Origin of the sequence: Serratia sp. BIGb0234 (assembly GCF_024809915.1) — a bacterium.
Classification (GTDB): Bacteria; Pseudomonadota; Gammaproteobacteria; order Enterobacterales; family Enterobacteriaceae; genus Serratia; species Serratia liquefaciens.
This window is the reverse complement of record NZ_JANUEI010000002.1, coordinates 191,397-218,335: the sequence shown is the minus strand read 5'-3', so window position 1 is coordinate 218,335 and position 26,939 is coordinate 191,397. Positions and strand designations below refer to the sequence as shown.

Annotated in this window: 28 protein-coding genes; 14 read left to right on the top strand and 14 right to left on the bottom strand. The window is 53.7% G+C overall.

Going from position 1 to position 26,939, the window contains the following annotated elements:
* Window positions 1–47: 47 nt before the first annotated feature.
* The 5 genes from M2407_RS08035 to mdtH all read right to left on the bottom strand — a co-directional run bounded on the left by M2407_RS08035 (window position 48) and on the right by mdtH (window position 4,751).
* A complete protein-coding gene (locus M2407_RS08035; RefSeq protein WP_020827287.1) occupies window positions 48–611 on the bottom strand; it encodes a lipoprotein in 564 nt (187 codons plus the stop codon).
* A 154-nt stretch (window positions 612–765) separates the two neighbouring features.
* The gene (locus M2407_RS08030) at window positions 766–2,406 is read right to left on the bottom strand and encodes an AarF/ABC1/UbiB kinase family protein (RefSeq protein ID WP_128864717.1); all 1,641 of its coding nucleotides are present in this window, start codon (window positions 2,404–2,406) and stop codon (window positions 766–768) included.
* 27 nt (window positions 2,407–2,433) lie between these two features.
* Window positions 2,434–3,081, bottom strand: a complete 648-nt coding sequence (gene grxB / locus M2407_RS08025) for a glutaredoxin 2 (protein ID WP_115058646.1) — start codon at window positions 3,079–3,081, stop codon at window positions 2,434–2,436.
* Window positions 3,082–3,210: 129 nt separating this feature from the next.
* A complete protein-coding gene (locus M2407_RS08020; RefSeq protein ID WP_020827284.1) occupies window positions 3,211–3,459 on the bottom strand; it encodes a hypothetical protein in 249 nt (82 codons plus the stop codon).
* A gap of 86 nt (window positions 3,460–3,545) precedes the next feature.
* Complete coding sequence (gene mdtH, locus M2407_RS08015) at window positions 3,546–4,751, bottom strand: multidrug efflux MFS transporter MdtH (RefSeq protein ID WP_128864716.1); 1,206 nt, start codon at window positions 4,749–4,751, stop codon at window positions 3,546–3,548.
* A gap of 345 nt (window positions 4,752–5,096) precedes the next feature.
* Here mdtH and rimJ point away from each other — a divergent pair, with 345 nt between their 5' ends.
* From rimJ to murJ, 4 genes are all read left to right on the top strand, one after another.
* Entirely contained in the window at window positions 5,097–5,681 is a 585-nt protein-coding gene (rimJ, locus tag M2407_RS08010) for a ribosomal protein S5-alanine N-acetyltransferase (protein WP_020827282.1), read from the top strand.
* A gap of 9 nt (window positions 5,682–5,690) precedes the next feature.
* Window positions 5,691–6,335: a YceH family protein gene (locus tag M2407_RS08005; protein WP_048760134.1), complete on the top strand. Its 645-nt coding sequence runs from the start codon at window positions 5,691–5,693 to the stop codon at window positions 6,333–6,335.
* Complete coding sequence (locus M2407_RS08000; RefSeq protein WP_048760132.1) at window positions 6,328–7,248, top strand: Gfo/Idh/MocA family protein; 921 nt, start codon at window positions 6,328–6,330, stop codon at window positions 7,246–7,248. Before M2407_RS08005 ends, M2407_RS08000 begins: the two co-directional genes overlap by 8 nt.
* A gap of 121 nt (window positions 7,249–7,369) precedes the next feature.
* Window positions 7,370–8,905: a murein biosynthesis integral membrane protein MurJ gene (gene murJ / locus M2407_RS07995; protein ID WP_259217539.1), complete on the top strand. Its 1,536-nt coding sequence runs from the start codon at window positions 7,370–7,372 to the stop codon at window positions 8,903–8,905.
* A gap of 71 nt (window positions 8,906–8,976) precedes the next feature.
* On the opposite strand, the gene argS is transcribed toward murJ, so the two are convergent.
* A complete protein-coding gene (gene argS, locus M2407_RS07990; RefSeq protein WP_020827278.1) occupies window positions 8,977–10,707 on the bottom strand; it encodes an arginine--tRNA ligase in 1,731 nt (576 codons plus the stop codon).
* Between the two features lie 918 nt (window positions 10,708–11,625).
* Between argS and M2407_RS07985 the strand changes: the two genes are divergently transcribed.
* Window positions 11,626–12,189: a VOC family protein gene (locus M2407_RS07985; RefSeq protein WP_122079624.1), complete on the top strand. Its 564-nt coding sequence runs from the start codon at window positions 11,626–11,628 to the stop codon at window positions 12,187–12,189.
* On the opposite strand, the gene M2407_RS07980 is transcribed toward M2407_RS07985, so the two are convergent.
* Window positions 12,186–13,337 carry a MalY/PatB family protein gene (locus M2407_RS07980; RefSeq protein WP_259217538.1) on the bottom strand — a complete coding sequence of 384 codons (1,152 nt, stop codon included), beginning with the start codon at window positions 13,335–13,337 and terminating at the stop codon, window positions 12,186–12,188. The genes M2407_RS07985 and M2407_RS07980 overlap by 4 nt on opposite strands.
* 100 nt (window positions 13,338–13,437) lie before the next feature.
* Here M2407_RS07980 and cutC point away from each other — a divergent pair, with 100 nt between their 5' ends.
* Window positions 13,438–14,196 (top strand): copper homeostasis protein CutC, encoded by a 759-nt coding sequence (cutC, locus tag M2407_RS07975; protein WP_128864714.1) that lies wholly within the window; start codon window positions 13,438–13,440, stop codon window positions 14,194–14,196.
* Between the two features lie 113 nt (window positions 14,197–14,309).
* Here cutC and M2407_RS07970 read toward each other — a convergent pair whose 3' ends face one another.
* Both M2407_RS07970 and M2407_RS07965 read right to left on the bottom strand, forming a co-directional pair.
* Complete coding sequence (locus M2407_RS07970; RefSeq protein WP_128864713.1) at window positions 14,310–15,404, bottom strand: acyltransferase; 1,095 nt, start codon at window positions 15,402–15,404, stop codon at window positions 14,310–14,312.
* Window positions 15,405–15,974: 570 nt separating this feature from the next.
* Entirely contained in the window at window positions 15,975–16,097 is a 123-nt protein-coding gene (locus M2407_RS07965; protein WP_259217537.1) for a hypothetical protein, read from the bottom strand.
* Window positions 16,098–16,433: 336 nt separating this feature from the next.
* Here M2407_RS07965 and M2407_RS07960 point away from each other — a divergent pair, with 336 nt between their 5' ends.
* A complete protein-coding gene (locus tag M2407_RS07960; RefSeq protein WP_259217536.1) occupies window positions 16,434–16,931 on the top strand; it encodes a hypothetical protein in 498 nt (165 codons plus the stop codon).
* A 51-nt stretch (window positions 16,932–16,982) separates the two neighbouring features.
* Here M2407_RS07960 and cmoB read toward each other — a convergent pair whose 3' ends face one another.
* From cmoB to M2407_RS07935, 5 genes are all read right to left on the bottom strand, one after another.
* A complete protein-coding gene (cmoB, locus tag M2407_RS07955; RefSeq protein ID WP_128864711.1) occupies window positions 16,983–17,954 on the bottom strand; it encodes a tRNA 5-methoxyuridine(34)/uridine 5-oxyacetic acid(34) synthase CmoB in 972 nt (323 codons plus the stop codon).
* On the bottom strand, window positions 17,951–18,694 hold the full coding sequence (gene cmoA / locus M2407_RS07950; protein WP_046373343.1) for a carboxy-S-adenosyl-L-methionine synthase CmoA: 744 nt from the start codon (window positions 18,692–18,694) through the stop codon (window positions 17,951–17,953). Before cmoA ends, cmoB begins: the two co-directional genes overlap by 4 nt.
* A gap of 102 nt (window positions 18,695–18,796) precedes the next feature.
* On the bottom strand, window positions 18,797–19,192 hold the full coding sequence (locus M2407_RS07945) for an MAPEG family protein (RefSeq protein ID WP_020827270.1): 396 nt from the start codon (window positions 19,190–19,192) through the stop codon (window positions 18,797–18,799).
* Between the two features lie 102 nt (window positions 19,193–19,294).
* Window positions 19,295–20,110: a DUF72 domain-containing protein gene (locus M2407_RS07940; protein ID WP_130015448.1), complete on the bottom strand. Its 816-nt coding sequence runs from the start codon at window positions 20,108–20,110 to the stop codon at window positions 19,295–19,297.
* Window positions 20,111–20,184: 74 nt separating this feature from the next.
* Entirely contained in the window at window positions 20,185–20,763 is a 579-nt protein-coding gene (locus M2407_RS07935) for a hydrolase (protein WP_116690313.1), read from the bottom strand.
* Between the two features lie 202 nt (window positions 20,764–20,965).
* Here M2407_RS07935 and M2407_RS07930 point away from each other — a divergent pair, with 202 nt between their 5' ends.
* From M2407_RS07930 to ruvB, 7 genes are all read left to right on the top strand, one after another.
* Window positions 20,966–21,193, top strand: a complete 228-nt coding sequence (locus M2407_RS07930) for an FmdB family zinc ribbon protein (protein WP_020827267.1) — start codon at window positions 20,966–20,968, stop codon at window positions 21,191–21,193.
* A gap of 202 nt (window positions 21,194–21,395) precedes the next feature.
* On the top strand, window positions 21,396–23,186 hold the full coding sequence (gene aspS, locus M2407_RS07925) for an aspartate--tRNA ligase (RefSeq protein ID WP_128864709.1): 1,791 nt from the start codon (window positions 21,396–21,398) through the stop codon (window positions 23,184–23,186).
* Window positions 23,186–23,632: a dihydroneopterin triphosphate diphosphatase gene (gene nudB, locus M2407_RS07920; protein ID WP_020827265.1), complete on the top strand. Its 447-nt coding sequence runs from the start codon at window positions 23,186–23,188 to the stop codon at window positions 23,630–23,632. The genes aspS and nudB overlap by 1 nt, the downstream gene beginning before the upstream one ends.
* Before the next feature lie 19 nt (window positions 23,633–23,651).
* Complete coding sequence (locus M2407_RS07915; RefSeq protein WP_020827264.1) at window positions 23,652–24,395, top strand: YebC/PmpR family DNA-binding transcriptional regulator; 744 nt, start codon at window positions 23,652–23,654, stop codon at window positions 24,393–24,395.
* Window positions 24,396–24,468: 73 nt separating this feature from the next.
* Window positions 24,469–24,990: a crossover junction endodeoxyribonuclease RuvC gene (ruvC, locus tag M2407_RS07910; RefSeq protein WP_020827263.1), complete on the top strand. Its 522-nt coding sequence runs from the start codon at window positions 24,469–24,471 to the stop codon at window positions 24,988–24,990.
* Between the two features lie 259 nt (window positions 24,991–25,249).
* Entirely contained in the window at window positions 25,250–25,864 is a 615-nt protein-coding gene (gene ruvA, locus M2407_RS07905; RefSeq protein ID WP_020827262.1) for a Holliday junction branch migration protein RuvA, read from the top strand.
* A gap of 20 nt (window positions 25,865–25,884) precedes the next feature.
* Complete coding sequence (ruvB, locus tag M2407_RS07900; protein ID WP_020827261.1) at window positions 25,885–26,889, top strand: Holliday junction branch migration DNA helicase RuvB; 1,005 nt, start codon at window positions 25,885–25,887, stop codon at window positions 26,887–26,889.
* The last annotated feature ends 50 nt before the right edge of the window (window positions 26,890–26,939 follow it).

The window sequence follows — 26,939 nt, the reverse complement described above, 5'->3', positions numbered from 1 at the left end:
ATCAAGCCCGCGTTAACAGCGGGCTTTTTGTTTTTTTAGTGTCAGCGTCAGTCGGTAAATGGAATAACCAGTTCACCTGGCTTCACTTCCAACCCTTTAGCCAGTTTCTTGGCCATGGCTTCTGTTTTACTGTTATCCGGGTTCAGCACATAGGCCGGCTTTTGATCGAAATAGGATTTCAGCGATTGATTCAGATAAGGGGTCAGGGCCTTCATCACCGTCTGCATTTTCTCCGGCTGCACGCTGTAGTCGGTTAACTCCATGTCTTTGAGGAACACCGCGCCTTGCTCGCGGTCATACACCGGCTGTGCCTTCAGCGTCAGCTTCAGGTCCGCGGTCTGCGGGCCCAGAATGGAAGTGATATTCACTTTCGCATCGCCGGAAAGGGTAACCTTGCCCGGTTCGCTACGCCCAATTTGGCTCTTTAGCTGAGTCAGCACGATATTGGCGTCCAACAGCCCTGGCACGCCGATCTGCTTCTGGTAATCGTTGTGCTTTTGCAGGTAATCATTCACTTCCTGCTCGCTGAGCGTGTACTGGGTCAGCTGATTGCAGCCGACCAATGCGCCGGCGAACAGCAGGGCGGCTGCGCCCATCAGGATCTTTTTCATGTGTGCCTCATAGCTACTGCCAACGAAAATGCTGCAGATTATTGATTTATCATTATAAACGCTCGCTGTCTGCGAAGGAAACCGTTGATGTCAGCGAGCAGGGTGATAGTGCGCGTGAAATACCTGGCTACCTATCGGATAACGCTGAAACTGTTCAGCGCCGCAGACGCAGTACCAGCAGCAAGACACCACCCAGGCAGGCAAGCGCGCCCAGCGCCGGAAACAGTGGAATACCCCACAACCGCAGGGAAGAGTGCATCAGATAGGGCGCCAGGCCCAACGCGAAGGCGGCGGTGACAATAGCAATGGCCAGCGTGATGGCGGCTCGCTCCAAAGCCTTGCTCAACTGATCGATGTTTTTGACGTTGATATCGGCGCTGATTTTCCCGCCTTTAAGACGGCGCATCAGCAGCCGCAAGGTTTGCGGCAACTCTTCACTGGCGTCCAATGCCTCGCCGCCCAATGCCAGCATACGCCGACGCACCGCCTCCGGGGTATAACGCTGCAGCATTACCTGTTGCAGCATAGGTTTCAGGGTGGCGATGATATCGAAATGGGGATCCAGCCGATGCAGCACGCCGTCGGCTGTGATTAACGCCTTGAACAGCAACACCAGGTCTGGCGGCAGTGCCAACTGATGCTCACGCACCATCACCAACAAATCGGTCAGCGCCTTGCCCAGTGTGAGAGTGGCAGAGGCCTGTTTATCGAGAAAGTTTTGCGCCGCCAACTCCAGATCCAGCAGATCCAAAGGATCGCTGTCCGACCAGGCGATCAAAGTGTTGACGATGCCGGCGGATTCTCGTTCGGCGATGGCCTGCAGCAACAGCAGCAATTGATTACGTCGCCGTTCGGAAAGCTGGCCGACCATACCGAAATCGATAAAGCCGACACGATTATCCGCTAACGCCATTACGTTACCCGGATGCGGATCGGCATGATAAAGACGGTGCTCCAGCACCATTTTCATAAAGGCCTGTGCGCCGCGCTGAGCGAGTAATGGGCCATCTAATCCTGCCGCCGCCAGTTGCTGCGGATTTTCCGGCGCGATACCCGGTAGAAATTCCTGCACCAGCAGGCGCTGAGACGACCATTGCCAGTAAATCTTCGGAATCACCACGTTGGGCTGCTGGGCAAACTGTTGGGCGACCCGTTCGCAGTTGTTACCCTCGTGAGTCAGGTCCAGTTCATGCGTCAGCGCGGTTGCCAGGGCTCTGACCATCTGCCGCGGACGATAACGGGCCAGCGCCGGGCTCTGTTGCTCCACGGTTTCCGCCAGATAGGTCAGCAGGCGCAAGTCGGCTTGAATGGTTTTTGCCAGACCGGGACGTAACACCTTAATCACCACCGCTTCGCCGCTGTGCAGGCGGGCGCGGTAAATTTGCGCCATCGAGGCGGCGGCCAGCGGGGTTTCGTCAAATTCGGCGAACAGGCTGTGCGGGTCACCCTTCAAGTCTGCCCGGATCTGTGGTGCCAGTTGTTCCCACGAAAGGGTGCTTGCCTGACTGTGCAGACGGTCAAGTTCGTCGGTCCAGCTTGCGTCCAACAGATCTGAACGGGTAGCCAGGATCTGGCCGAACTTAACAAAGGTCGGCCCCAAGGCTTCCAGCGCCGCACGCAGGCGCTGCGGCAATGTTTGACCGTCTTGCCTTTCACTGCTGCCTTCAGCACCGCTTAACAGATTGCTCAGACCCAGCAGACGAATCACATCCTGCAATCCATAACGGATCAGCACGGTGGAGATTTCTTTCAGCCGTGCCCGATCGCGGGCAGTGACCAGCACCATTTTCAACATTTGCGCGCTATATCCTTATCGCGGGGGTTACTGTTCCATATCGAACAGCAGTGGGACGTCACTGCGTTGCGCCATACGGTTGCGATAAGCTTCTACGTTTTCCGGCAGCGTAAGCCCGGCGACGATCGACAGCGAACGCAGCAGGGGGAACAGGTGGATATCATCTTCCGACAGCGTGCCATTCACCGCGTCTGCGGAGACCACCAGGCCGGAAAGTGTTTGCAAGTCGTCCTCCAGTTGGGCAATCAGATCGGCACTGTCAGCAAGGTGCTCGGAAAAATCCCCGATCGAGGCCTGCTTTTTGTCGCTAAAGTACTGGCGTGCACTGTCAGTGGCGAACTCTTCGAAGTCGGCATTGGCAAAGCGCGGCAGCAGTAGATTGATGCTATAACCACCGACCCGTTGCAGCCAGTCGGCGATCGCCGGGTTGGTTTTACCGGTCAGCAGCGGCTTGCCGTCGAGGTTATCAACGTAATGCACGATATCCATGCTTTCAGGAAGATAGCTGCCGTCATCCTTTTGTAAAATCGGCGCCATTTTTTTGCCAATCATGCCGACAGGCGTCGCTTCATCATCGTTGAGCAGGGTGACCAGGCGGACGGGCAGGTTTTTCAGGCCGAAAATCATGCGGGCTTTAACGCAGAATGGGCAATGATCGTAGATAAACAGTTTCATGCTTGCTCCGGTTGTCAGGTTTTAACAGCAATAGTTATCACAGCATACTGAGGCTGTCGCGAAAAGTTCTTGCTGGAAGGTGCGTAATTGTTGTTTGGCCCGTACAGACTGCGCGGGCCAAGGCAGAGATTATTTTTTTGTCGGAACGGAATTAATCACTTCTATCAAATGCATGCGTGCTTCTTCCAAATCGATTTTATCACGCTCGTTGCTGGCGTTGACAATCTGCAGCTGTTTGATGATGTCGCTCTTTAAAGTGGCATTGTCAGCGATGACGTGGGCCAGCGCTTTTTCTACCAATGTTGACCGCGCGTAGATCATGCGCAGGTTCAGTACCATGTGTTCCAACAGCTGCGGTAATTTGTCTTCTTCACTCATCGCCAACTTCTCCCGTTTATGTTTTTACTATCAGGATAGCAGCTGTGGATAATTCGGCTGATTTTCTGGCAACTTAGAGAAAAATCTCAGCCGCCGGGCAGCGCTTCCGATGCGATGCTGCGTGGATTGAACTGCCAATAAAGGGCGAATAGGGTTATCAGTCCCACGATGCCAAGCAGTATCCAGGGCAGTTCCGGCATGCCAACCGCATGGCCGGTGTCGTACATCCAGCCGCCGCCGGTATAACCTACAGCGCCGCCCAGCGCCAGACCAAGCCGGCTGAATCCCATATAACTGCCGCGTGCGCGCGGATCCGCTAGCGAAGCACTGAGGGTTTCACGCGCTGGTTCGGCGATGATGGAGCCGAGATAGAAACAGCAAATCAGGGTAAATACGCCCTGAAGACTGGAAGCCAGCCCGACCGGGATCAGGCTGAGGGTCATCAGCAACAGCCCGGCCATCAGCCGCTGCTCCAGACGGAAACGTTTTTCGCTCCAGCGCGCGATCGGGTAGAGCAGTGACAGCGACAGTGCGGCCTCAATGGCATACATCCATTTCACCGCCGTCGGTGAACCAGCGATTTCATTGACGACGATCGGCAGCATCAACATCACCTGTACCGACAGCATGTAGTAACCGGTCAGGGTCAGTACATAGGTCAGGAAGCGGCGATCGCGCAGGACACGCATCATGCCTTCCTTCATGGGGGCGCGAACGGTGGATATTCGGTATGCCGGCAGCAACCAGGCATTCCAACCCGCCGCTAGCACAAAAATGCCCGCACCGACCCAGCAGACAAAGTGAAAATCATACTGCAGCAACCAACTGCCGATCAGGGCGCCGATGACCGCACCGGCGCTGTCTTGCATCATCAGCAGCGAGTAAAAACGGCCGCGTTCATGCGGGCGGGTAAGCTTAATCACCAATGCGGTACGCGGCGGATCAAACAGCGTACCGCCGAGGGCGGACAGGGCACAGGAGAACCACAGTATCCAGGGTTGGTCGGCCATCGCCATGGTGGCGAAGCCTGCCGCGCGCATCAGCATGCCGGTGACAATCATCGGTTTGGCGCCGAATCGGTCGGCTATCGCGCCCCCGAAGATCCCAAGGCCTTGCTGGATCAACTGGCGTAATCCCAGCGCTGCGCCGACCACCACCGCCGCCCAGCCAAGCTGATCGACAAAGCGAATCGAAATAAGCGGGAAGACCACAAAAAAGCCTAAAACCACCAACAGATTATCGAGTAATAGAAAATATTTACCCAAGCTCCGCGCTTGCGATACCAGAGACATGCTTCACCACGAGCAATTAAGAGGGAGAGGAGTGCAACCGCTCTAGTGTGTACCCAATCCCGTATTGCCGATAGGGGCGGGATAGATAATATTTTTTTATCGTCAATACGTTACCTGCGCGGCAAAACGGCACGAAAATAGTCGTAAAATGACTAATCGCTTATTTACTGAGCTGCCGGGATTTTACCTCTGGGGCAGGCTGCGGTTATATTAAATGAGGGTAAGTGCGGTTCTGCGCCGATGGTTGAGAAATAATGGCTCAGAATAGGTTCGTCGCCGGATTATTGTCCAAACGTGCGCCCAATAAATACTTCTTATCGAACCGTTCTGACCGCGGGGGAAATGATGTTTGGCTACCGCTCTGCATCACCAAAAGTACGCCTCACCACCGACCGACTGGTTGTCCGTTTAGTGCATGAACGCGATGCCTACCGGCTGGCGGAATACTATGCCGAAAACCGAAGCTTCCTTAAACCCTGGGAACCGGTTCGGGATGAAAGCCACTGTTATCCTTCCGGCTGGCAAGCGCGGCTGGGGATGATCACTGAAATGCAAAAGCAGGGCAGCGCCTACTATTTTATCCTGCTCGATCCGGAAGAAAATGAAGTGCGCGGCGTGGCCAACTTCAGCAACGTGCTGCGCGGCTCATTCCATGCCTGTTTCCTCGGGTATTCGCTGGCCGAGAAATGGCAGGGCCAGGGGCTGATGTTTGAAGCGTTGCAGTCCTCCATTCGCTATATGCTGCGCCAGCAGCGTATGCACCGCATCATGGCCAACTATATGCCGCACAATCAGCGCAGTGGCGCACTGCTGACCCGACTGGGATTCGAACGTGAGGGTTATGCCAAGGATTATCTGCTGATCGACGGGCAGTGGCAGGATCACGTACTGACAGCTTTAACCAATAAAGAATGGCTACCGCCACGCTGAGGCAAAATAATGAAATATGAATTAAGCGCTAAAGAAGCCAGGGTAATTGGCTGCATGCTGGAAAAGCAGGTAACCACCCCTGACCAGTATCCCCTTTCACTCAATGCCATCACCCTGGCCTGCAATCAGAAAACCAACCGCGAACCGGTGATGGATCTTGCTGAAAACGAAGTTCAGCAGGTTCTCGATCTGCTGTTAAAGAAACACTTTTTGCGCACCCTGAGCGGTTTCGGCAATCGGGTGGTCAAATATGAACAGCGTTTTTGCAATTCAGAGTTTGGTCAGCTCAAGCTGAGCGCCGCTGAATTGGCGGTGATCGCCACTTTACTGCTGCGTGGCGCGCAAACCCCTGGGGAATTGCGTACCCGAACCAACCGCATGCATGAATTTAATGATGTTACCGAAGTGGAGCAGGTGCTGGCGCAACTGAGTGCGCGTGAGGATGGCCCCTTCGTGGTGCGGCTGGCGCGGGAGCCGGGCAAACGTGAAAGCCGGTTTATGCATTTGTTCAGCGGCCAGATTGACGAGGCACCTGCGGAAGCATCAACGGCCAATGACAGCGATTTACACGAGCGAGTGAGTACGCTGGAAAACGAAGTGGCGCAGCTTAAACAGCAAGTGCAGGCGTTATTGGAGCGGGGATCGCATGAGTAAATTACGCGTTGGCGTGGTGGGGTTGGGCGGTATTGCTCAAAAGGCTTATCTGCCGATCCTCAGCCAGGCGGCAGACTGGACGTTAGTCGGCGGTTTCTCCCCGAATCAGCAAAAGGCACAGCCCATTTGTGACAGCTATCGCATGGCCTGTTTTTCGGGGCTCGACAGCCTGGCGCAGCAGTGTGATGCGGTGTTCGTTCACAGCAGCACCGCCAGCCATTTTCAGGTGATTGGCGAGCTGCTGCGATATGGCGTTCACGTTTATGTCGACAAGCCGCTGGCGGAGACCGTGGAACAGGGCGAACAGCTACTGGCCCTGGCTGAAAAACAGGGCAAGGCGCTGATGGTTGGCTTTAACCGTCGCTTTGCACCGCTGTACCGTCAGTTGAAGCAGGATATGAACCAACCGGCGTCGATTCGTATGGATAAACATCGTGCCGACAGCGTCGGACCCAACGATGCGCGCTTTACCCTGCTGGACGATTACCTGCACGTGGTGGACACCGCACTGTGGTTGGGCGGCGACGCTGGGCAACGGCTTAGCGGTAGTCTGCGCATTAACGATGTCGGTGAGTTGGTTTATGCCGAACACCATTTTGAATGCGGAGAAACGCTGGTGACCACCAGTATGCATCGTCGGGCCGGCAGCCAGCGCGAAAGCGTACAGGCGGTAACGGATGGCGCAATCTATCAAGTAAACGATATGCGTCAGTGGCTGCGGGAAGATTCACAAGGCGTGCTGGAACAGCCGGCACCCGGCTGGCAAACCACGCTGGCGCAGCGCGGTTTTGACGGCGCGATCCGTCATTTCCTTGCCTCTGTCAGTAACCAAACGCTGCCGGAAACTGCCGGAGAGCAGGCGATCGCTGCCCAGCGGGTGATTGAACGCCTGTTGCGAGACGCCAATTTGTAACATAACTCCATGTAACATATGAGAGTAGCTATTCTGCGACGTACGGGTAAACTTAGCCGATAGTTTTACTGACGCCTGCTGATGCAGGCGTCGACATTTACAGGGCACATCAAAAAACCACATGAACCTACTAAAATCACTGGCAGCCGTCAGCTCTATGACGATGTTTTCACGGGTGCTGGGCTTTGCCCGTGACGCCATCGTGGCGCGGGTATTTGGTGCCGGTATGGCAACGGACGCCTTCTTCGTGGCGTTCAAACTGCCTAACCTGCTGCGGCGCATCTTCGCCGAGGGGGCCTTTTCGCAAGCCTTTGTCCCGATCCTGGCCGAATACAAAAGCCAGCAGGGAGAAGAAGCAACGCGTACCTTTATCGCTTACGTTTCCGGACTGCTGACGCTGGTGTTGGCCGTGGTGACGGTGTTGGGGATGCTGGCCGCCCCATGGGTGATTTACATTACCGCGCCGGGCTTTGTCGATTCACCGGACAAATTCGCGTTGACCTCGTCGCTGCTGCGGGTGACCTTTCCTTATATTCTGCTGATCTCGCTGGCGTCATTGGTGGGGTCAATCCTTAATACCTGGAACCGTTTTTCGATCCCGGCGTTTGCGCCGACGTTGCTTAACGTCAGCATGATTGGGTTCGCGCTGTTTGCCGCACCTTACTTCAATCCACCGGTGATGGCGCTGGCCTGGGCGGTCGTCGTGGGCGGCGTGCTGCAATTGGGCTACCAGCTCCCCCATCTGAAGAAGATCGGCATGCTGGTGCTGCCGCGCCTCAAGCTTGGCGACGCGGGCGTATGGCGAGTGATGCGTCAGATGGGGCCAGCCATTTTCGGCGTCTCGGTCAGCCAGATCTCACTGATCATCAATACCATTTTCGCCTCCTTCCTGGTCTCCGGTTCGGTGTCCTGGATGTACTATGCCGACCGTCTGATGGAATTCCCCTCCGGCGTGCTGGGCGTGGCGCTGGGAACCATCCTGCTGCCGTCGCTGGCGAAAAGTTTTTCCAGCGGCAACCACGATGAATATTCGCGTTTGATGGATTGGGGGCTGCGCCTGTGCTTCCTGCTGGCGCTGCCGAGCGCCATAGCTTTGGGCATTCTGGCCAAGCCGCTGACCGTCTCTTTGTTCCAGTACGGCAAGTTCAACGCCTTCGATGCCGCCATGACCCAGCGTGCGCTGGTGGCCTATTCGGTGGGACTGATGGGATTGATCGTCGTGAAGGTGTTGGCGCCAGGGTTCTATTCGCGTCAGGACATTAAAACGCCGGTTAAGATTGCCATTATCACGTTGATCTTAACCCAGATGATGAACCTGATGTTTATCGGTCCGTTAAAGCATGCGGGGCTTTCGCTGTCGATTGGTCTGGGAGCCTGTATTAACGCTTCGCTGCTGTATTGGCAGTTGCGCAAGCAGAAGATTTTCCACCCGCAACCGGGTTGGGCTCTGTTCCTGACTAAACTGGTGATTGCGGTGATCGTGATGTCGGTAGTATTGGTCGGGGTGATGTGGCTGATGCCTGCCTGGGATCAGGGCAATATGCTGGCACGCCTGCTGCGTCTGGCAGTGGTAGTGGTAGCAGGTATTGTGGCTTACTTCGGCGTACTGGCCGGCTTGGGTTTCCGTCCGCGCGATTTTGCTCGGCGAGTGGCGTAACTGGGCTTTCCCACTTTCAGAATATAAAAAGGGTCGCCTCGGCGACCCTTTCTCGTATTAAGCGTGATGACTTACATACGTTCGACGGTTTCGATACCCAGCGTATCCAGACCGATTTTCAGCGTTTTGGCGGTTAACAGTGCCAGCTTCAGGCGGCTCTGGCGCGCTTCTTCGCTGTCTGCATTCAGGATCTGGCAGTGCTCGTAGAAGCCGGAGAACAGGCCCGCAAGATCGTACAGGTAGCTACACATCACGTGCGGGGTACCTTCGCGCGCCACGGTGGTGATCACTTCTTCAAACTGTAGCAGGCGGGTCGCCAGCGCAATTTCGCGCTCTTCGGTCATCACCAGCGGCAGGGTCAGATTACTTTCGTCGACACCGGCACGTTTGAATACGGAAGCCACACGGGTATAAGCATATTGCATGTAAGGCGCGGTATTGCCTTCAAACGCCAGCATGTTGTCCCAGTCGAAGATATAGTCGGTGGTGCGGCTTTTCGACAGGTCGGCGTATTTAACCGCACCAATGCCTACGGCATTGGCCAGGCTTTGCATCTCTTCCGCTGGCATGTCCGGGTTTTTCTCGGCGATCAGCTTGCCTGCACGATCGACCGCTTCATCCAGCAGATCGGACAGTTTCACCGTGCCGCCTGAACGGGTTTTGAACGGCTTGCCGTCTTTACCCAGCATCATGCCGAACATGTGGTGCTCCAGCGAGAGGCTGTCCGGAATATAGCCGGCTTTACGCACGATGGTCCAGGCCTGCATCAAATGTTGATGCTGGCGTGAGTCGATGTAGTAGAGCACGCGGTCGGCGCCCAGCGTTTCATAACGGTATTTCGCACAGGCGATGTCGGTGGTGGTGTACAGGTAGCCGCCATCTTTCTTCTGGATAATGACACCCATAGGCTCGCCGTCTTTATTCTTGTATTCGTCGAGGAACACCACGGTGGCGCCTTCGCTTTCTACCGCCAGCCCCTTGGCCTTGAGATCGGCCACGATGCCCGGCAGCATCGCGTTGTACAGGCTTTCACCCATTACATCGTCTTCGGTCAGGGTGACGTTCAGGCGGTTATAGGTCAGCTGATTCTGCGCCATGGTGATGTCGACCAGCTTACGCCACATCTTCAGGCAGTATTGATCGCCGCCTTGCAGTTTTACCACGTAGGCACGGGCGCGTTCGGCGAACTCGGCGTCTTCATCATAGTGTTTCTTTGCTTCACGATAGAACTGCTCCAGATCGGACAGGCCCATATCGCTGGCGTTTTCGTTCTGCATTTTTTCCAGATAGGCAATCAGCATGCCGAACTGGGTACCCCAGTCACCCACGTGGTTGGCGCGGATCACTTTATGCCCCAGGAATTCCTGAGTGCGTGCCGCAGCGTCACCGATAATGGTGGAGCGCAGGTGGCCGACGTGCATTTCTTTCGCCACGTTGGGCGCAGAGTAGTCAATCACGATGGTCTGCGGTTTGACGGGAGCAATGCCCAGTTTTGGCGCGCCAAGCACCAAATCAGTTTGCTGCGCGACCCAGTCGCTGTTCAGGAAGATATTGATAAAACCTGGACCGGCAATTTCCACTTTGCTGGCGACGTCGCCGAGATCAAGCAGTTGCACCACTTTTTCCGCCAACTGGCGTGGCGGCATGCCGAGTTTCTTGGCAACGGACATCACGCCATTGGCCTGATAGTCGCCAAACTGCGCTTTTGCGGACTGACGGACCTGCGCTTCGCAATCGGCTGGCGCGCCTGCGGCAATCAGCGCCTGGCTGACTTTATCTGAAAGAAGAACCTGAATATTCACCGGGTTACCTTAATGACGAACGAGGGGCCGTATGCCATGCCCCTGTGGGATTCAAAGGTGGTTTTACTGGCCACGCGTCAACACGCCGACCCACCACAAAACAGCCTGCAATTGTAACCGATCTGATGAGTGACGTCAGCAGTTGGCGCGGGGGAAGGCGAAAGACGGCGTGATAAGGCATTGCATCGTGGCTGGCCCACGAAGGGGCGAGGAGAATGGGTCACGGAGCGGATAATTCAGACGGACAAAAAGAATAAGCTCATGGAAAAATCAAATAGCAAACTTAGTGTTTTTTGTTTCTGCGCCCAGCGTCCAGCGTATTATTGCGACGTGATTTGAAGTGACGGTATATCGCATAGGCGGCAATAATCACTAATAACAGGGATATTATTAAAAGGAACATAAAGGATCGTCTCCGGCTCAATTTTCACTAAAGTAGCCTAATTGATATTTTCACGCAATTACCCACGGGATGTTTAGGAAGATTCTCAGATTGCAAATAAAATAAATTTATATAAAGAATTGTATTTATTGATTTTTTTATTTTCACGTATTTTTTATGGCCTTTTTACTACGCTAGCGTTAACTATTTTTTAAGCATATATGAATACCAGAACAGGTGAATTATCAGGCTTAATAAGTTAGTAATATTCTCAATCCGTCAATCATAAGAAAAAGCTATAAACTTATGCGTTAACTTTCATCTGAAATTGGATCTTGGCTGATGTCAAATGAAGCAGATAATAGCTTCTGCGTTAATACTCCTTTTGTACTTTGGCCGGACTTCACGGGAGGGCATTTTACCCTGCGCATTTTGAGGTTAAAAATTTCAGTTTCCCGGACCGGTCAGGTGGATAGCAACGTCTCAGGCGTGTAAATTACCCCCCTGAAAACCGCTTTTGTTGTTTCGAGGACCCTATGACTAGCTTTCCGGCCATTGCCGAACTTCACGATTTAGCGCTGGATCTGCCGCGTTTTGAGCAGGCGCTGAGCCAGTTTGCTGAAAAACTGCAGCTGGATCTGTCCCAGTTCACTGCAGACCACGTTTCGCTGCGCTGCCATCAAAACACTACCGCTGAACGCTGGCGACTGGGGTTAGAGCAGTGTGGTTCACTGCTGTCAGAGGCGATGATCAATGGCCGTCCGATTTGCCTGTTTGATCTTCAGCAGCCACTTAAGGTGGGGCCTTGGCAGATCGACTGCGTGGAGCTGCCTTATCCCGGAGACAAGCGCTATCCGCACGAAGGTTGGGAACACGTAGAGCTGGTGCTTAGCGGCGAACCGGCCACGCTTTATGCGCGTGCGTTGGCCCACCTGCCGGATGAAGCGCTGCTGGCTCCGGGCATCAAACTGAAACAAAGCTCACCAAAGGGAGAAGGCGAACGTTTACCGAATCCAACGCTGGCGATCACCGACGGCACCGTGACGATCAAATTCCATCCTTATTCCATCCGGGACATTGTCGCCAGCGAACAGGGTTAATTGGGCTGCAGCGAGCGGGTGGCCAGCAGCATGCGGTCTAGCGCCTGGCTGAGCAGTTCGCGCCGGCAGCCAAAGTTCAAACGAACAAAATGCCGGTTGCCAAAATCCAGACCCGGGCTTAATCCTACGCCGGCCTGTTCAAAGAAGGCGTGCGGGTTATCGACCGGCAGCTGGCTGCAGTCTATCCAGGCCAGATAGGTGGCTTCGATGGGCTGCAGTGCCAGCCCTGGCATGGCATTAATACGCTCGATCACCCAATCACGGTTTGCGCGTAGATAAACCAACAGTTCGTCCAGCCACTCTTGCCCATGTTGGTAAGCGGCCTGCGCAGCAACCAATGCGAGCACATCCACCTCCGGCACAATACCGCTGCGCGCACGGACCAGCTTCTTGCGCAGCTCCGGGTTGGGAATAATTGCCATTGAGGCACCAAGACCGGCGATATTGAAGGTTTTTGACGGCGACATCAGCGTGACGCTGCGCTGGGCGGCATCATCATTCAACGTGGCGAAGGGGATGTGTTCACAACCCGGTTCAAGCAACAGATCGCAATGAATTTCATCTGAACAAACAACCAGATTATGTTTTTTGGCAAACTCATGCTGTTGCAACAGCTCCTGCCTGCGGTAGACGGTGCCGCCGGGATTTTGCGGGTTGCACAGCATCAATAATTTCTCTGCACCGCTGAGCTGTGCTTCGACAGCGCTGAAATCCAATAGCCAGCGCCGGTCCTGCAGCGTCAACGGTACCGCTAGCTGTGTGCGGCCGGCAAATTTCGCTGCTTTACGAAACGGCGGGTAGATTAGCGAGGGGGCCAGAGTGCCTTCTCCCTCGGTGGTAAAAGCCCGCACGCATAAATTCAGGCCGCAAACCAGGCCAGGCAGGAAAACCAGCCATTCAGGATTGATATGCCAGCCGTAGCGCTCTAGCATACGGCGGGTAAAAACCTCAATCAGCTCAGGGGAGGGATGACCGTAGCCGAATACGGCATGAGCGACGCGCTGCTGCAAGGCATCAATAATTGCCGGCGGTGACGGGAAGTCGGTATCGGCAACCCAGAGCGGAATAACGTCGCGGTCGCGATATTTATCCCACTTAACGCTGTCACTGTGACTGCGGTCTACCCATAGATCAAAATTGAATGCCATAGTTACTACCCTGAGCTGGCTTATGCTTACTATGAGCCTAAATGAGAAATTGAAAAATTAACAATGGCCGTCGCAAGTTAGCCGTCATCTGGGGGTGACAATGATTAAACTGGAAGTTTGCTGCTATAGCGTCGATTGCGCGCTGACGGCCGAGCGGGCAGGTGCCGATCGTATAGAGTTATGTGCCAGCCAAAGTGAGGGCGGCTTGACGCCAAGCTATGGCTCTTTACGTCTGGCACGCGACAGGATCGGTGTGCCGGTGCACCCTATTGTTCGTCCACGCGGTGGGGATTTTTGCTACGGTGCGGTGGATTTTGACGTTATCAAGCATGATATTGCCCAGATCCGCGATATGGGCTTTGCCGGTGTGGTGGTGGGCATGCTGGATGAAGAAGGGCATATCGATCTGCCGCGCATGCAAGAAGTGATGCGTTTGAGCGGTAATATGGCGGTGACGTTCCACCGCGCTTTCGACATGTGCCAAAATCCGCTGGTGGCGCTCGATCAACTGACGCAGTTGGGCGTGGCGCGGATACTCACCTCAGGCCAGCAGCAAAATGCGGAATTGGGATTGCCCTTACTGCGCGATCTGGTGCAGGCCAGCCAGGGACCGGTGATTATGGCCGGTGCCGGCGTGCGGCTCAGCAACCTGCACAAGTTTGTCGATATTGGTATTCAGGAGCTGCACAGCTCCTCCGGCCATGCGGTGCCTTCGACCATGCGCTATCGTAAAGCGGGTGTCACCATGTGTTCCGACAGCGAGTTTGACGAGTTCAGCCACTATTGCGTGGATGGCGAGATGGTAGAAGCGATGAAAAACTCGCTGGCTCTGGTAGATCCTTTCGCGCAAAGTGCCTGACAAGCACTTTGCGCGAAATGTGGGAGTATATTATAAGCCCGGTGAGCTTATGGAGGTTAACGCTTACTATATGCACGAGAGTAAGTCACTGGGAGTTTTATGCTTAATGTTGATTAAGCTATTTTCCTTTTTTTGCTTAGCGATGCAATAACGGCGTCGATATAAATTTGAGCTTGAGTTACGGGTTTTTCTATAACTGTGGAAAATAAAGCCTTCCAAACGAATGACAGTCTTTTTTCGATGATAAAATGCATCAGGCTGGCAATAATGAAAACGGTTGTTATAATTGCTATGTAGACGAATATTTTATTTTCATTTGTTGCGAATTTATTTAGCATCATATATCCAAAGTGGGCATGAATTAAGTATACTGGATATGTTAATGCCCCGGCTAATTTTGAACCTTTTAATTTAAGTTTTTCAGATGCTGTAGTGTTCTGAAAGAAGAAAAATAGATAGAACAATGTTATTACCGCTGTGATGATATAAGGAGAATGACCAGGGGAAACGATGTTTCCTGTGCTCTCAACGCGATTTGTAATGTAAAGAGTACTGATTACATATAGGAAGGTGATTACTAAAAATCTTGGTAGGGTAAAACGCTCTCTTAACATTGCAAATAAGGCGCCGGAAACAAAGTAACCATAAAATCCGCCAAGATAAACACGATTCTCCATGCCGAAAAAATAAGATATTATTATTACCACACCCCAGGCGACAATGATTTTTTCCAAATGCTTATTAAGCCCAAATAGTAGTATGGCAAATATAAAAAGATAAAATTTCAATTCAAATATTAGAGTCCAGTAAACTCCGTCAACATTATCAACACCGATTAATGATTGTAGCATGGTGAGGTTGATAAGGATTTCCTTAATATTTACGGACATTGAGTTTCCGCCGAGGAAAAACGCAAACAACGATGTGAAGAGAATTGCAAACCAATAGGCCGGGTAAAGTCGTATGACACGAGAAGTCGCGAATTTAGCTGCACTTCTATTTTTAGCTGAATAAAATATTACATATCCGCTGATCATAAAAAATAGCTCAACACCTAGATATCCATATTTTGTAATGTTTGATATGCTGGTTATTAAGTCAATGGAGTAAACTTTTCCATTGCTTATGCCATTGAATGTATAATGATAAAGAACAACCATTAATGCAGCGAATAAACGTCCGTAATCCAAAAGTTCGAGCCTTTTCATCTTATAAGTCCTCGTGCACTATGTTTCTAATTCATTTGAATAAATTATTAAAAATAGAAATTCAAACATAAATTTTTGCTCTCTATAGGTTGTGAACTAATTACATATCATTGTTCCTGATTCATTTTTTAAATTCAAAGTTAAATCTTAGTAGGAAAATTGTTAATTACAATGGTATTTTTGAAAATTTTTAGTGATTGATATATAGGAAAATTCTTAGGATTATTTTGATTCTTGTTTTTTTGTCCTCGTCAATGGGAAAGACTGGTAATTATAAAAATCAGACTTTAGCCAGTATGGTATCCATTGAAAAACTGCGGGTAATGATGGGCATCTCAGGAATGCAGAGTTGGATTGATTTTAATGTATTGATTTATTATTAAATTATTGAAGTGGATTCTGTAGTTGAGCTTGTTTTTATAGACTGCGCTCTACTTTACAGCTTCAGCGCGTAAACCCCAGTTTCATTAGTTAGCCTTTGGTTTGACGACTATATTTACGTTTTGATTGATTATTAAACTGTTAGGCGTGTGATCCTGACTGAAATCCAGCTCAATTCAGAGACGTCATTTAGGCATGATCTTCGTACCATTTAGCGGAAGGATCGATGAGGATGATGCGATTTACCGAAGAGCAGGTTGCGTCGTCATGAAACAGGTTGATCTCGCTACGCAAGTGCCAGCCGTCAGTCATAGATTGAGCATCTTCAATGCCACATTTCATTTCCATGATCCCCGACGACCTTGTCCTGTCAGCGCTGGCACTGATGGCGTCCAATGACGGCGCCATAACAAGTGCAATAACCTCTGTCGTCAGCCAGCTCGCATGGCTGCATAAAACACAGGGATTTGTACGGTTATGGAGGAGTCATGAAGTGTTATTTGATTTTGTTGTTGATGGCCTGTCTTGCATTGTCCGGCTGCGTTGCAGCTTATTACCGCTAAGGAGAGTGGCATGCGTTATCTGATGATTGTATCGCTGATTTGTTGTTTAAGCGCCTGTGCCTCTTTGTATTACAGGTGAATGGCGATGAGACGACTAACCGCTATCGCATTGCTGATGCTGACAGGTTGCGTGTCGGTGTATGGGCCGACAAAAGCCGGTAATCAACCTGCCGAGGGCACGACAGGTGATGCATCCGTTCCTTCGGCAGCCGATGACGGCAGCCTGATCGGTAACCGAAAACCGGATGAGCTGTTCACGCGCACCCTGGCCATTTTAAGCGCGAAAGGGATAACCCCAACGTTGACCGACAGTCGCCTTGGCGTTCTCGGGGCTGCCGGGAGCGAGGCCGAACTGGCGGGACTTTATCTGGATTGCACCGACCAGGCGACCCCGTCAAATCTGACGGAGGAATATCGAATACTGGTGCAGATTTATAGCGCCGGGGAGGGAAGTCATGTCATGGTGCAAGTTAGCGGGGTTGCCGGGCTGACGGCTGCGGATGGCAATGACAAAGTGAAACCCTTTGAATGCAAATCCAGCGGCGTGCTGGAAAAGGACTTGCTGGAGGCCTGGCGAAAATAACGGGCGTAACGTCATCACCCCGATAGGGACGAGGTGATGACGTTTTTCACTTTAGGGCTTCTTGGCTACCAGTACGGCACGCAAGGGCGCGGGGTAGCCTTCGACGGTTTTGCTCGGGTCTTGTGGATCAAGGAATTCGGCCAGTGACTCACTGGTCATCCAATCGGTGCGGCGTTGCTCTTCGGTGCTGGTGACGCACATGTCGGCGATTTTAACGTCGACGAAACCGCACTTCTCCAGCCAGCATTTCAATGCTTCGGCTGACGGAATAAAGTAGACGTTACGCATTTGCGCGTAGCGGTCACCGGGTACCAGAACCTGATGGCGATCGCCTTCCACCACCAGCGTTTCCAATACCAGCTCACCTTCGGAAACCAGTTGGTTTTTCAACTGATACAAATGGTCCAGCGGCGAGCGGCGATGGTACAGCACGCCCATCGAAAACACCGTGTCGAACGCCGCCAGCTCGGGCAACTGCTCAATACCGAGCGGCAACAGGTGGGCGCGTTGATCGCCGCCCAACAGCTTGCGCACCGCTTCGAATTGGCACAGAAACAGCTGCATCGGATCTATGCCCACCGCCAGATGCGCACCCGCGCCAACCATGCGCCACAGGTGATAACCGCTGCCGCAGCCGACGTCGAGAATGGTGCGTCCAGCCAGCGGTGAAATGTGCGGTAATACGCGATCCCACTTCCAGTCGGAATGCCATTCGGTGTCGATATCGATGCCATACAATGAGAACGGGCCTTTGCGCCACGGCATCATGGTGCGCAGCATCTTTTCAATGCCTTCCAACTGGCCCGGCGACAAAGGGGGTTCCATCTCGGCACGGACGCCGTGCAACAAATCAAGCTGGGTCGGCGTCAGTGCCGGTAAATGTTCAACCGAATTAAACCACTGCTTGAATTTACCGTGTAGCGACTCGCGCTGCCAGGCGCTGAGCTGTGCCGGCAGGGTATCCAGCCAGTGGCTGAGGTTGCTTTTCGCGATGCGTTGATAAAAATCGCCAAACTCAATCATGCTGCGGCTCCCGCTTTCAACGCGATCAGTGAACCGAAGTTAAAGCACTGGAACCAGACTTCCGCATGCTCAAAACCGGCCTGTTTCAGACGGGCTTTGTGGGCGTCCACGGAGTCAGTCAGCATGACGTTTTCCAGCATGCTGCGCTTCTGGCTGATTTCCAGCTCGCTGTAACCGTTGGCACGTTTGAAATCGTGATGCATGTTGAACAGCAATTCGCCGACATCGGCATCTTCAAAGCTGAACTTCTCCGACAGCACCAGTGCGCCGCCTGGGCGCAGACCGCGGTAAACCTGTTCCAGCAGGCGCAGGCGGTCGGCGGGTTCGAGGAATTGCAGGGTAAAGTTCAGGACTACCATCGAGGCGTTTTCGATGTTGATATCAAGGATATCGGCTTCGATAACGTCTACCGGGGTGTCGGCGCGGAAGGCATCAATATGACGGCGGCAGCGCTCGACCATGGCCGGAGAGTTGTCGACGGCGATGATGTTACAACCCGCCACCTTGATATTCCGCCGCATCGACAGCGTGGCTGCACCCAGCGAACATCCCAGGTCGTAAACCCGACTGTCGGGCTGCACGAAACGCTCGGCCAGCATGCCAATCATGGAAATGATATTGGAATAGCCTGGAACGGAACGCTGGATCATGTCGGGGAACACTTCAGCGACGCGTTCGTCGAAGGTCCAGTCGCCCAATTTGGCGATCGGGGCAGAAAAAAGAGTATCGCGGTTTGGCATAGCGGAAAATCGGTTCAGAATTCGAAGGGGCGTATTCTAACAGATAATGACAAAAAGCGCAGCGGAAGCAGGCGGCGTAGCCGCCTGAGGACGAACAGGGGATTAATGCAGGCTAAAAATAAGATCCCATGGCAGATAGAAAATATTGGCCAGTACCATTAACACCAGCGAAATGTAGGTGGCCGCCATGCCCGATCGACGCCAGCGCACCTCGCGGTTACGCAGACCGTAGTAATGCACCAAACGGCCGGCCATCAGCATCAGACCGCAAATATGGATCATCCATATTTCAGCGCCGTTCATCTCCATGATCACCAACAGCACTGCGGCGATAGGAATGTATTCTACGGCATTGCCGTGAACGCGGATTGCAGTTTGCAGCTCATAAAAACCGCCGTCCCCGTAGGCGACACGGTATTGCATCCTTAACCTAACCACGTCATAAGAGAGTTTGATCAACAACAATGCGCCGAGCACTACATAAAGCGCGCTTACCATTTTTAACTCCATTCCCTAACCAAAACTGGCAGCCAGCATCATAGCCGCCATTGCAATCACTGTCGCGAGGAAAAATCTGATGTAATTGGTCAGATTAATCGGTCAAAACAGCGCATCCTGCTCCGGCCAGTCCGGTGGAGGGGGTAAATTCGGAATAGCCTGATACAGCTGCTGCCAGATTTTCTGTGCCTGCTGGGGGGAATCACCATTATCCGGCGTATGTATAAACAAAAAAGGTTGGTGCTGTTGCTGCCAAACGGGCAATTTCTGCTGCCAGGCGTCGAACCAGCGCAGGTTATCTTGCAGCACATCGCCGCCGATGAAACGTACCAGCGGATTGTTGGCGGTGACCAGAGCATGCACCGGCAGCTTGGGCTTTTTCTGCTGGGCATCGCGCACGGCGGCGCTGTTGGGCAGGGCGTGATGCACCGGCCGGCTGTCGAGGATCACCCGGTTGATACCCCGCTGGTGTAACCCCTGATTCAGCAGCCGCTCTTCCTCGCCTTTGTCGAAAAACGCCGGATGCCGCACTTCCACGCCATAGGTAAACTCTTTCGGCAAAGCGTCGAAGAACTGCCACATCGCCGGTAATTCCGCCGGGCCGAACGCCGCCGGCAATTGCAGCCACAGCTGGCCTATGCGCTGATGCACCGGACCCAGGCAGTGGTAAAATGCCTGCAGTTCGGCGGCGCAGTTACGCAGTGCAGCCTGATGGCTGACGGTGGCGGGGAACTTGAAACAGAAGCGAAAATCATCGGTGGTCATATCGCGCCAACGCTGGACTATTTCCAGTTTGGGTAACGCGTAGAAGGTGGTATTGCCTTCCACGCAGTTAAAATAGCGGCTGTAATCCGCCAGATCGCGCAGCCCGATACGATTCCAGGCCGGGTGTTGCCACTGTGGGAGTCCGATATACATCAAGCTAGCATCTTCCTTAATTTTCCCTGCCAGTCAAAGGTGGGGGCAGCAGGCGGCGCCCCTACAAGTTAGCGTTACTGGTCGAGTGCGGCAACAATTTCGCGGGTGCTGCGAACACGCGCCAACCGCGGGAAGATATTATCGAAAGCAAACTGGTGCATTTCAGCATTTTGCGCACTGCAGAGATCTTCGGCTATCACTAACTCGTAGCCGTGTTCCCAGGCCGCGCGAGCCGTAGATTCCACGCCAATATTGGTGGAGATACCGCCCAGCACCACCGATTTAATGCCACGGCGACGCAGTTGCAAGTCAAGATCGGTGCCGTAAAACGCACCCCATTGGCGCTTAGTCACCAGAATGTCGCGGTCGCTCACCGCCAGGGATGCCGGGAATTCCCACCAGTTGGCAGGCAATCCGCCGGCAGGGGCGGGAGACGGTTTGTCCACCGGCTGTTTCAGCGCTTCGGCGAAAGAGTCGGACCAGCCGACGCGTACCAGGATCACCGGTGCCCCCAGCGAACGGAAATGTGCCGCCAACTGCGCGCCATTGGCCACCACGCTTTCGGCGCTGTGTGGGCCACCGGCGAAGGGCAGGATGCCGTTTTGCAAATCAATTAACACCAGTGCGGTGGTGTGAGCATCAAGTTTCAACATGGAAATATCTCGTGACAAGGTGGATGAAATACGCGCAGCTTAGATAGCGCGCTAAACAAGCATCGATTCAGGCTACGTGAAAAAAGCATCACCGGTTAATGAGAAATTTGTTAATCAATGTGTTACTTCGGGCAAAAACACACCATTTAGTGTTGCAACAAAGCTGTGTTCGCACTTATCTGGCGCATGAATTTCCTTTATAATGATCGCCTTTTTTCAGCTCACTTTACTCCAACGACCTATGCCGATTTATGAATATGCATGTGGTGCTTGCAGCCACCGGTTAGAGAAGTTGCAAAAATTTTCCGATGCGCCGCTGACGGATTGTCCGGCGTGTAGGCAGCCCGCGTTAACCAAGCTGATTTCTTCCACCGGTTTCCAGTTAAAGGGTACCGGTTGGTATGCAACCGACTTCAAACCGGGCAAGTAAATATACCCTATAGCTTTCGAGTAGCAGCCAGCCAGCCAGCTATCTCACCCCTGGCGCCTACTTGAGTAAGTCACTGGGGTGAGAGAGTGCAGATTACAACGCTGCAACTTGAAAGATGACGGGTATTGAGTTCATCAGAAAACAGCCGCGTGGCAGGCGCCAAAAGCCCGCGCGGCATCGGCTTAAGCCAAAAGGATAGCGTATGCGTACTGAATATTGCGGGCAGTTGAATCTGTCTCACGTGGGCCAGGAAGTCACTTTATGTGGTTGGGTCAACCGTCGTCGCGATCTGGGCGGCCTGATCTTTATTGATATGCGCGACCGCGAAGGCATCGTGCAGGTGTTCTTCGATCCGGACCAGAAGGCCGCGTTCGACAAGGCGTACGACCTGCGCAATGAATTCTGCATCCAGATCGTCGGCACCGTGCGTGCCCGTCCGGACAGCCAGATCAATAAAGATATGGCTACCGGTGAAGTAGAAGTGTTCGCCCATGCACTGGAGATCATCAACCGCTCCGAGCCACTGCCGCTGGATTCCAACCAGGTCAACACCGAAGAAGCGCGCCTGAAATACCGCTACCTGGATCTGCGTCGCCCGGAAATGGCCGATCGCCTGAAAACCCGTGCCAAAATCACCAGCTTTGTGCGCCGCTTTATGGACAGCCACGGTTTCCTCGATATCGAAACCCCGATGCTGACCAAGGCCACGCCGGAAGGCGCCCGTGACTATCTGGTCCCGAGCCGCGTACATAAAGGCAAGTTTTATGCGTTGCCACAGTCGCCGCAGCTGTTTAAACAGCTGTTGATGATGTCCGGTTTCGACCGCTACTACCAAATCGTCAAATGCTTCCGCGACGAAGACCTGCGTGCCGACCGTCAGCCTGAATTTACCCAGATCGACGTGGAAACCTCTTTCATGACCGCCGATCAGGTGCGTGAAGTGATGGAGAAACTGGCGCGTGAACTGTGGCTGGACGTGAAGGGCGTAGATCTGGGTGATTTCCCGGTCATGACCTTCGAAGAAGCCATGCGTCGCTATGGCTCGGACAAGCCGGACCTGCGTAACCCACTGGAGCTGGTGGACGTTGCCGATCTGGTGAAGGACGTGGAATTCAAGGTGTTCTCCGGCCCGGCTAACGATGCCAAAGGCCGCGTTGCCGCGATCTGTGTACCTGGTGGTGCGCAGCTGACCCGTAAGCTGATCGATGAGTACGGCACTTTCGTTAACATCTATGGTGCCAAAGGCCTGGCCTGGCTGAAGGTCAATGACCGTGCCGCCGGCATGGAAGGCGTACAAAGCCCGATTGCTAAATTCCTCAGTGCAGAAGTACTGGAAGCAATTCTGGCGCGTACCAACGCGCAGAGCGGCGACATTCTGTTCTTCGGCGCCGACAGCTTCAAGATTGTCACCGATGCGATGGGCGCGCTGCGTCTGAAGCTGGGCCGTGATTTGGAACTGACCAAGCTGGACAGCTGGGCACCGCTGTGGGTCGTGGACTTCCCGATGTTCGAAGAAGACGGCGAAGGTGGTCTGGCAGCGATGCACCACCCGTTCACCGCACCGCGCGACATGAGCCCGGAAGAGCTGGCCAACACGCCAATCAATGCCATCGCCAACGCCTACGACATGGTGATTAACGGCTACGAAGTGGGTGGCGGTTCCGTGCGTATTCACCGTAGCGAAATGCAGCAGACGGTATTCAGCATTCTGGGTATTAACGAACACGAGCAACGTGAAAAATTCGGTTTCCTGTTGGACGCGTTGAAGTACGGTACGCCGCCGCACGCCGGTTTGGCCTTCGGTCTGGACCGTCTGGTGATGCTGCTGACCGGCACCGACAACATTCGTGACGTGATCGCCTTCCCGAAAACCACCGCTGCGGCCTGCTTGATGACCGAAGCACCAAGCTTCGCGAACCCGGCGTCGTTGCAGGAGCTGGCAATCAGCGTGGTAAAGAAAGCGACTGACGATTCAAATGTAGAGAACCAGTAATGAACTACAAGCGTCCCGAGTCTATTCTGGTAGTGATTTATGCCAAATCCAGTGGTCGGGTGCTGATGTTACAGCGGCGCGATGATACCGAATTCTGGCAGTCGGTGACCGGCAGCCTGGAGGAAGATGAGTCGCCGCCGCATGCCGCACGGCGTGAGGTCATGGAAGAAGTCGGCATCGATATCGAAGCAGAGAAACTGCCGTTGTTCGATTGCCAGCGCTGTGTGGAGTTTGAACTCTTTGTCCATTTGCGACATCGCTATGCCCCGGGAACCACGCGCAATAAAGAGCACTGGTTCTGTCTGGCTTTGCCTGAAGAGCGCGATCCGGTGATTACCGAGCATCACGCCTACCAGTGGCTTGAGGCGGCGGAAGCCGTGAAGTTGACCAAGTCCTGGAGCAATCAGCAGGCGATTGAAGAGTTTGTGATTAATTCAGTCCAGTAATTTTTTTCGGAGATTTTTTATGGCAGGTCATAGTAAGTGGGCCAACACAAAGCACCGTAAAGCAGCGCAGGATTCCAAGCGCGGTAAAATTTTCACCAAAATTATTCGCGAGCTGGTGACCGCCGCGAAACTGGGCGGTGGCGATCCGGGGGCTAACCCGCGTCTGCGTGCGGCGATCGACAAGGCGCTGTCCAACAACATGACGCGCGACACCCTGAACCGTGCCATCGCGCGTGGGGTAGGCGGTGATGATGATACCAATATGGAAACCATCATTTATGAAGGCTACGGCCCGGGCGGCACTGCCGTCATGATCGAGTGCCTGAGTGACAACCGCAACCGTACCGTGGCGGAAGTGCGTCATGCCTTCACCAAGTGTGGCGGTAACCTCGGCACCGACGGCTCCGTGGCTTACCTGTTCACCAAGAAGGGCGTGATCACTTACGCAGCGGGCCTGGATGAAGACGTGGTGATGGAAGCTGCGCTGGAAGCCGGTGCTGAAGATATCGTCAGCTACGACGATGGCGTTATCGACGTCTTCACCGCCTGGGAAAACCTGGGTGAAGTGAAAGACGCGCTGACCGCTGCCGGTTTCACCGCCGAATCGGCAGAAGTTTCCATGATCCCATCGACCAAAGCCGATATGGATGAAGAAACCGCGCCTAAGCTGCTGCGCCTGATCGACATGCTGGAAGACTGCGACGACGTGCAGGAGGTTTACCACAACGGTGAGATCTCCGACGAGGTTGCTGCGACGCTGTAATGGGGTTGAAGTACGGCGCTGTCTTGTGGCAGCGCCTGGCGAAGTTAATGCTTAACGCAAGGTGGGTGTAGGGATGACGATCATACTCGGTATCGATCCCGGATCGCGCGTCACCGGTTACGGCCTGATTCGTCAGCAGGGCCGCCAGTTGAGCTATATTGCCAGCGGTTGTATTCGTACCGTAGTGGATGACATGCCGACGCGCTTAAAGCTGATTTATGCGGGCGTCAGTGAAATCATTACCCAGTTTAAACCAGACTTTTTCGCTATTGAACAGGTGTTTATGGCGAAGAACCCGGATTCGGCGCTCAAGCTTGGGCAGGCGCGCGGCGTGGCTATTGTTGCTGCCGTGAACCAGAATTTGGAAGTGTTTGAGTATGCGGCACGTCAGGTTAAACAAACGGTGGTCGGTACCGGCGCGGCCGAAAAAGCACAGGTGCAGCATATGGTGCGCTCGCTGCTTAAGCTGTCGGCCAATCCTCAGGCCGATGCCGCCGATGCGCTGGCGATCGCCATTACCCACTGTCACCTCAGCCAAAACGTGCTGCGGATGAGCGAAGGGCGATTGAACCTGGCGCGTGGACGTTTAAAGTAACGCTTAATCAGTTCCGAGGCTGGATATCCATCCAGCCTTAGTTTGATAACAAACACCCGAAAAGCGTGGTTTTCGGATGTTTGGGGTAAACCTGTAGACATCATCCTTTGTTTTTATTAGCACTCAGATCGCTGATGTTAAATATAGAGGACTTTGTCAGCAGTATGAGGCTGGATATTCATCCAGCCTTTTTTATGTTATAAGCTTTAGCAGCACGGCATGGCAGAAGGTCATGCTCAGGAATTCAGCAGGAGGGTAAATGATAGGTCGTCTCAGAGGTTATATTCTGGAAAAGCAACCGCCACTGGTATTACTGGAGGCAAACGGCGTGGGCTATGAAGTGCATATGCCGATGACCTGCTTTTATGAACTGCCTGAGCTGGGGCAAGAGGCTATCGTGTTTACCCAATTTGTGGTGCGCGAAGATGCCCAACTGCTGTATGGCTTCAACGATAAACAAGAGCGCGCGCTGTTTCGCGAACTGATTAAAGTGAACGGCGTTGGCCCTAAGCTGGCGCTGGCCATTCTGTCCGGCATGTCAGCGCAGCAGTTTGTCAGCGCGGTTGAGCGTGAAGAGATCACGTCGCTGATAAAATTGCCGGGCGTAGGCAAGAAAACCGCAGAGCGCCTGGTGGTCGAAATGAAAGACCGCTTCAAAGGGCTTAATGGCGATCTGTTTAACAGCAGCAGCGAAATCACGCTTCCTGCCACAGCGGCGAAAGCGGCCGAACTGGATGCGGAAGCCGAAGCGGCCTCTGCGCTGGTGGCGCTGGGCTACAAACCGCAGGAGGCCAGTCGCATGGTCAGTAAAATCGCCAAGCCGGGTGCAGATTGCGAAACCCTGATCCGCGACGCGCTGCGTGCCGCGCTGTAAGCGCCGATAAGGGGTAGAGAATGATTGAAGCCGATCGCCTGATTTCTGCCGAGCCGATCAATGAAGAAGAAATTCTTGATCGCGCCATCCGGCCGAAGCTGCTGACGGAGTATGTCGGTCAGCCGCATGTCCGCGAGCAGATGGAAATCTTTATTCAGGCTGCCAAGCAGCGTGGCGACGCTCTGGACCATTTGCTGATCTTCGGCCCGCCCGGGTTGGGGAAAACCACGCTGGCCAACATCGTTGCCAATGAAATGGGCGTTAACCTGCGCACCACCTCCGGGCCGGTACTGGAAAAGGCGGGCGATCTGGCGGCGATGCTGACCAACCTGGAACCGCACGACGTCCTTTTTATCGATGAAATCCACCGTCTGTCTCCGGTAGTGGAAGAAGTGCTGTATCCGGCGATGGAAGATTACCAACTGGATATCATGATCGGTGAAGGCCCAGCAGCACGCTCGATCAAACTCGATTTGCCGCCGTTCACGCTGGTGGGGGCAACCACCCGCGCCGGTTCCCTGACTTCGCCACTGCGCGATCGCTTCGGCATTGTGCAGCGTCTGGAGTTTTATCAGGTTGCCGATCTGCAGCACATCGTTTCACGCAGCGCTAACTGTCTGGGGCTGGATCTGTCGGACGAGGGCGCACATGAAGTGGCTCGCCGTGCGCGCGGTACACCGCGTATCGCCAACCGTTTGCTGCGTCGGGTACGCGATTTTGCCGAAGTCCGCGCCAATGGCGTGATCAATGGCGAGGTGGCGATGCAGGCGCTGGATATGTTGAACGTTGACGCCGAAGGCTTCGATTACATGGACCGCAAACTGTTGCTGGCGATAATCGACAAGTTCACCGGCGGCCCTGTGGGCCTGGATAACCTGGCGGCAGCGATCGGCGAGGAAAGGGAAACTATCGAGGACGTGATCGAGCCGTTTCTGATCCAGCAAGGTTTCATCCAACGCACGCCGCGCGGGCGCATGGCCACCAATCATGCCTATAAGCACTTTGGCATGGTGCGCGAAGAGTAAATATTACGCCGTAATCCGCATTAAAAAGGGCCGCTAATTGCGGCCCTTTT

Bases quoted from the DNA above. Each gene is read 5' to 3' on its own strand.
- cmoB (WP_128864711.1), bottom strand. From the start codon at position 17,954: ATGATTGAGTTTGGCGATTTTTATCAACGCATCGCGAAAAGCAACCTC.
- M2407_RS07935 (WP_116690313.1), bottom strand. From the start codon at position 20,763: ATGTTGAAACTTGATGCTCACACCACCGCACTGGTGTTAATTGATTTG.
- M2407_RS07980 (WP_259217538.1), bottom strand. From the start codon at position 13,337: ATGGCATTCAATTTTGATCTATGGGTAGACCGCAGTCACAGTGACAGC.
- cmoA (WP_046373343.1), bottom strand. From the start codon at position 18,694: ATGCCAAACCGCGATACTCTTTTTTCTGCCCCGATCGCCAAATTGGGC.
- M2407_RS08020 (WP_020827284.1), bottom strand. From the start codon at position 3,459: ATGAGTGAAGAAGACAAATTACCGCAGCTGTTGGAACACATGGTACTG.
- mdtH (WP_128864716.1), bottom strand. From the start codon at position 4,751: ATGTCTCTGGTATCGCAAGCGCGGAGCTTGGGTAAATATTTTCTATTA.
- grxB (WP_115058646.1), bottom strand. From the start codon at position 3,081: ATGAAACTGTTTATCTACGATCATTGCCCATTCTGCGTTAAAGCCCGC.
- M2407_RS08000 (WP_048760132.1), top strand. From the start codon at position 6,328: ATGAGTAAATTACGCGTTGGCGTGGTGGGGTTGGGCGGTATTGCTCAA.
- ruvA (WP_020827262.1), top strand. From the start codon at position 25,250: ATGATAGGTCGTCTCAGAGGTTATATTCTGGAAAAGCAACCGCCACTG.
- M2407_RS08030 (WP_128864717.1), bottom strand. From the start codon at position 2,406: ATGTTGAAAATGGTGCTGGTCACTGCCCGCGATCGGGCACGGCTGAAA.
- ruvB (WP_020827261.1), top strand. From the start codon at position 25,885: ATGATTGAAGCCGATCGCCTGATTTCTGCCGAGCCGATCAATGAAGAA.
- M2407_RS07970 (WP_128864713.1), bottom strand. From the start codon at position 15,404: ATGAAAAGGCTCGAACTTTTGGATTACGGACGTTTATTCGCTGCATTA.
- M2407_RS07940 (WP_130015448.1), bottom strand. From the start codon at position 20,110: ATGTATATCGGACTCCCACAGTGGCAACACCCGGCCTGGAATCGTATC.
- M2407_RS07965 (WP_259217537.1), bottom strand. From the start codon at position 16,097: ATGACTGACGGCTGGCACTTGCGTAGCGAGATCAACCTGTTTCATGAC.
- M2407_RS08035 (WP_020827287.1), bottom strand. From the start codon at position 611: ATGAAAAAGATCCTGATGGGCGCAGCCGCCCTGCTGTTCGCCGGCGCA.
- M2407_RS07960 (WP_259217536.1), top strand. From the start codon at position 16,434: ATGAGACGACTAACCGCTATCGCATTGCTGATGCTGACAGGTTGCGTG.
- cutC (WP_128864714.1), top strand. From the start codon at position 13,438: ATGATTAAACTGGAAGTTTGCTGCTATAGCGTCGATTGCGCGCTGACG.
- rimJ (WP_020827282.1), top strand. From the start codon at position 5,097: ATGTTTGGCTACCGCTCTGCATCACCAAAAGTACGCCTCACCACCGAC.
- M2407_RS07945 (WP_020827270.1), bottom strand. From the start codon at position 19,192: ATGGTAAGCGCGCTTTATGTAGTGCTCGGCGCATTGTTGTTGATCAAA.
- M2407_RS07915 (WP_020827264.1), top strand. From the start codon at position 23,652: ATGGCAGGTCATAGTAAGTGGGCCAACACAAAGCACCGTAAAGCAGCG.
- murJ (WP_259217539.1), top strand. From the start codon at position 7,370: ATGAACCTACTAAAATCACTGGCAGCCGTCAGCTCTATGACGATGTTT.
- M2407_RS08005 (WP_048760134.1), top strand. From the start codon at position 5,691: ATGAAATATGAATTAAGCGCTAAAGAAGCCAGGGTAATTGGCTGCATG.
- aspS (WP_128864709.1), top strand. From the start codon at position 21,396: ATGCGTACTGAATATTGCGGGCAGTTGAATCTGTCTCACGTGGGCCAG.
- M2407_RS07930 (WP_020827267.1), top strand. From the start codon at position 20,966: ATGATCGCCTTTTTTCAGCTCACTTTACTCCAACGACCTATGCCGATT.
- nudB (WP_020827265.1), top strand. From the start codon at position 23,186: ATGAACTACAAGCGTCCCGAGTCTATTCTGGTAGTGATTTATGCCAAA.
- ruvC (WP_020827263.1), top strand. From the start codon at position 24,469: ATGACGATCATACTCGGTATCGATCCCGGATCGCGCGTCACCGGTTAC.
- M2407_RS07985 (WP_122079624.1), top strand. From the start codon at position 11,626: ATGACTAGCTTTCCGGCCATTGCCGAACTTCACGATTTAGCGCTGGAT.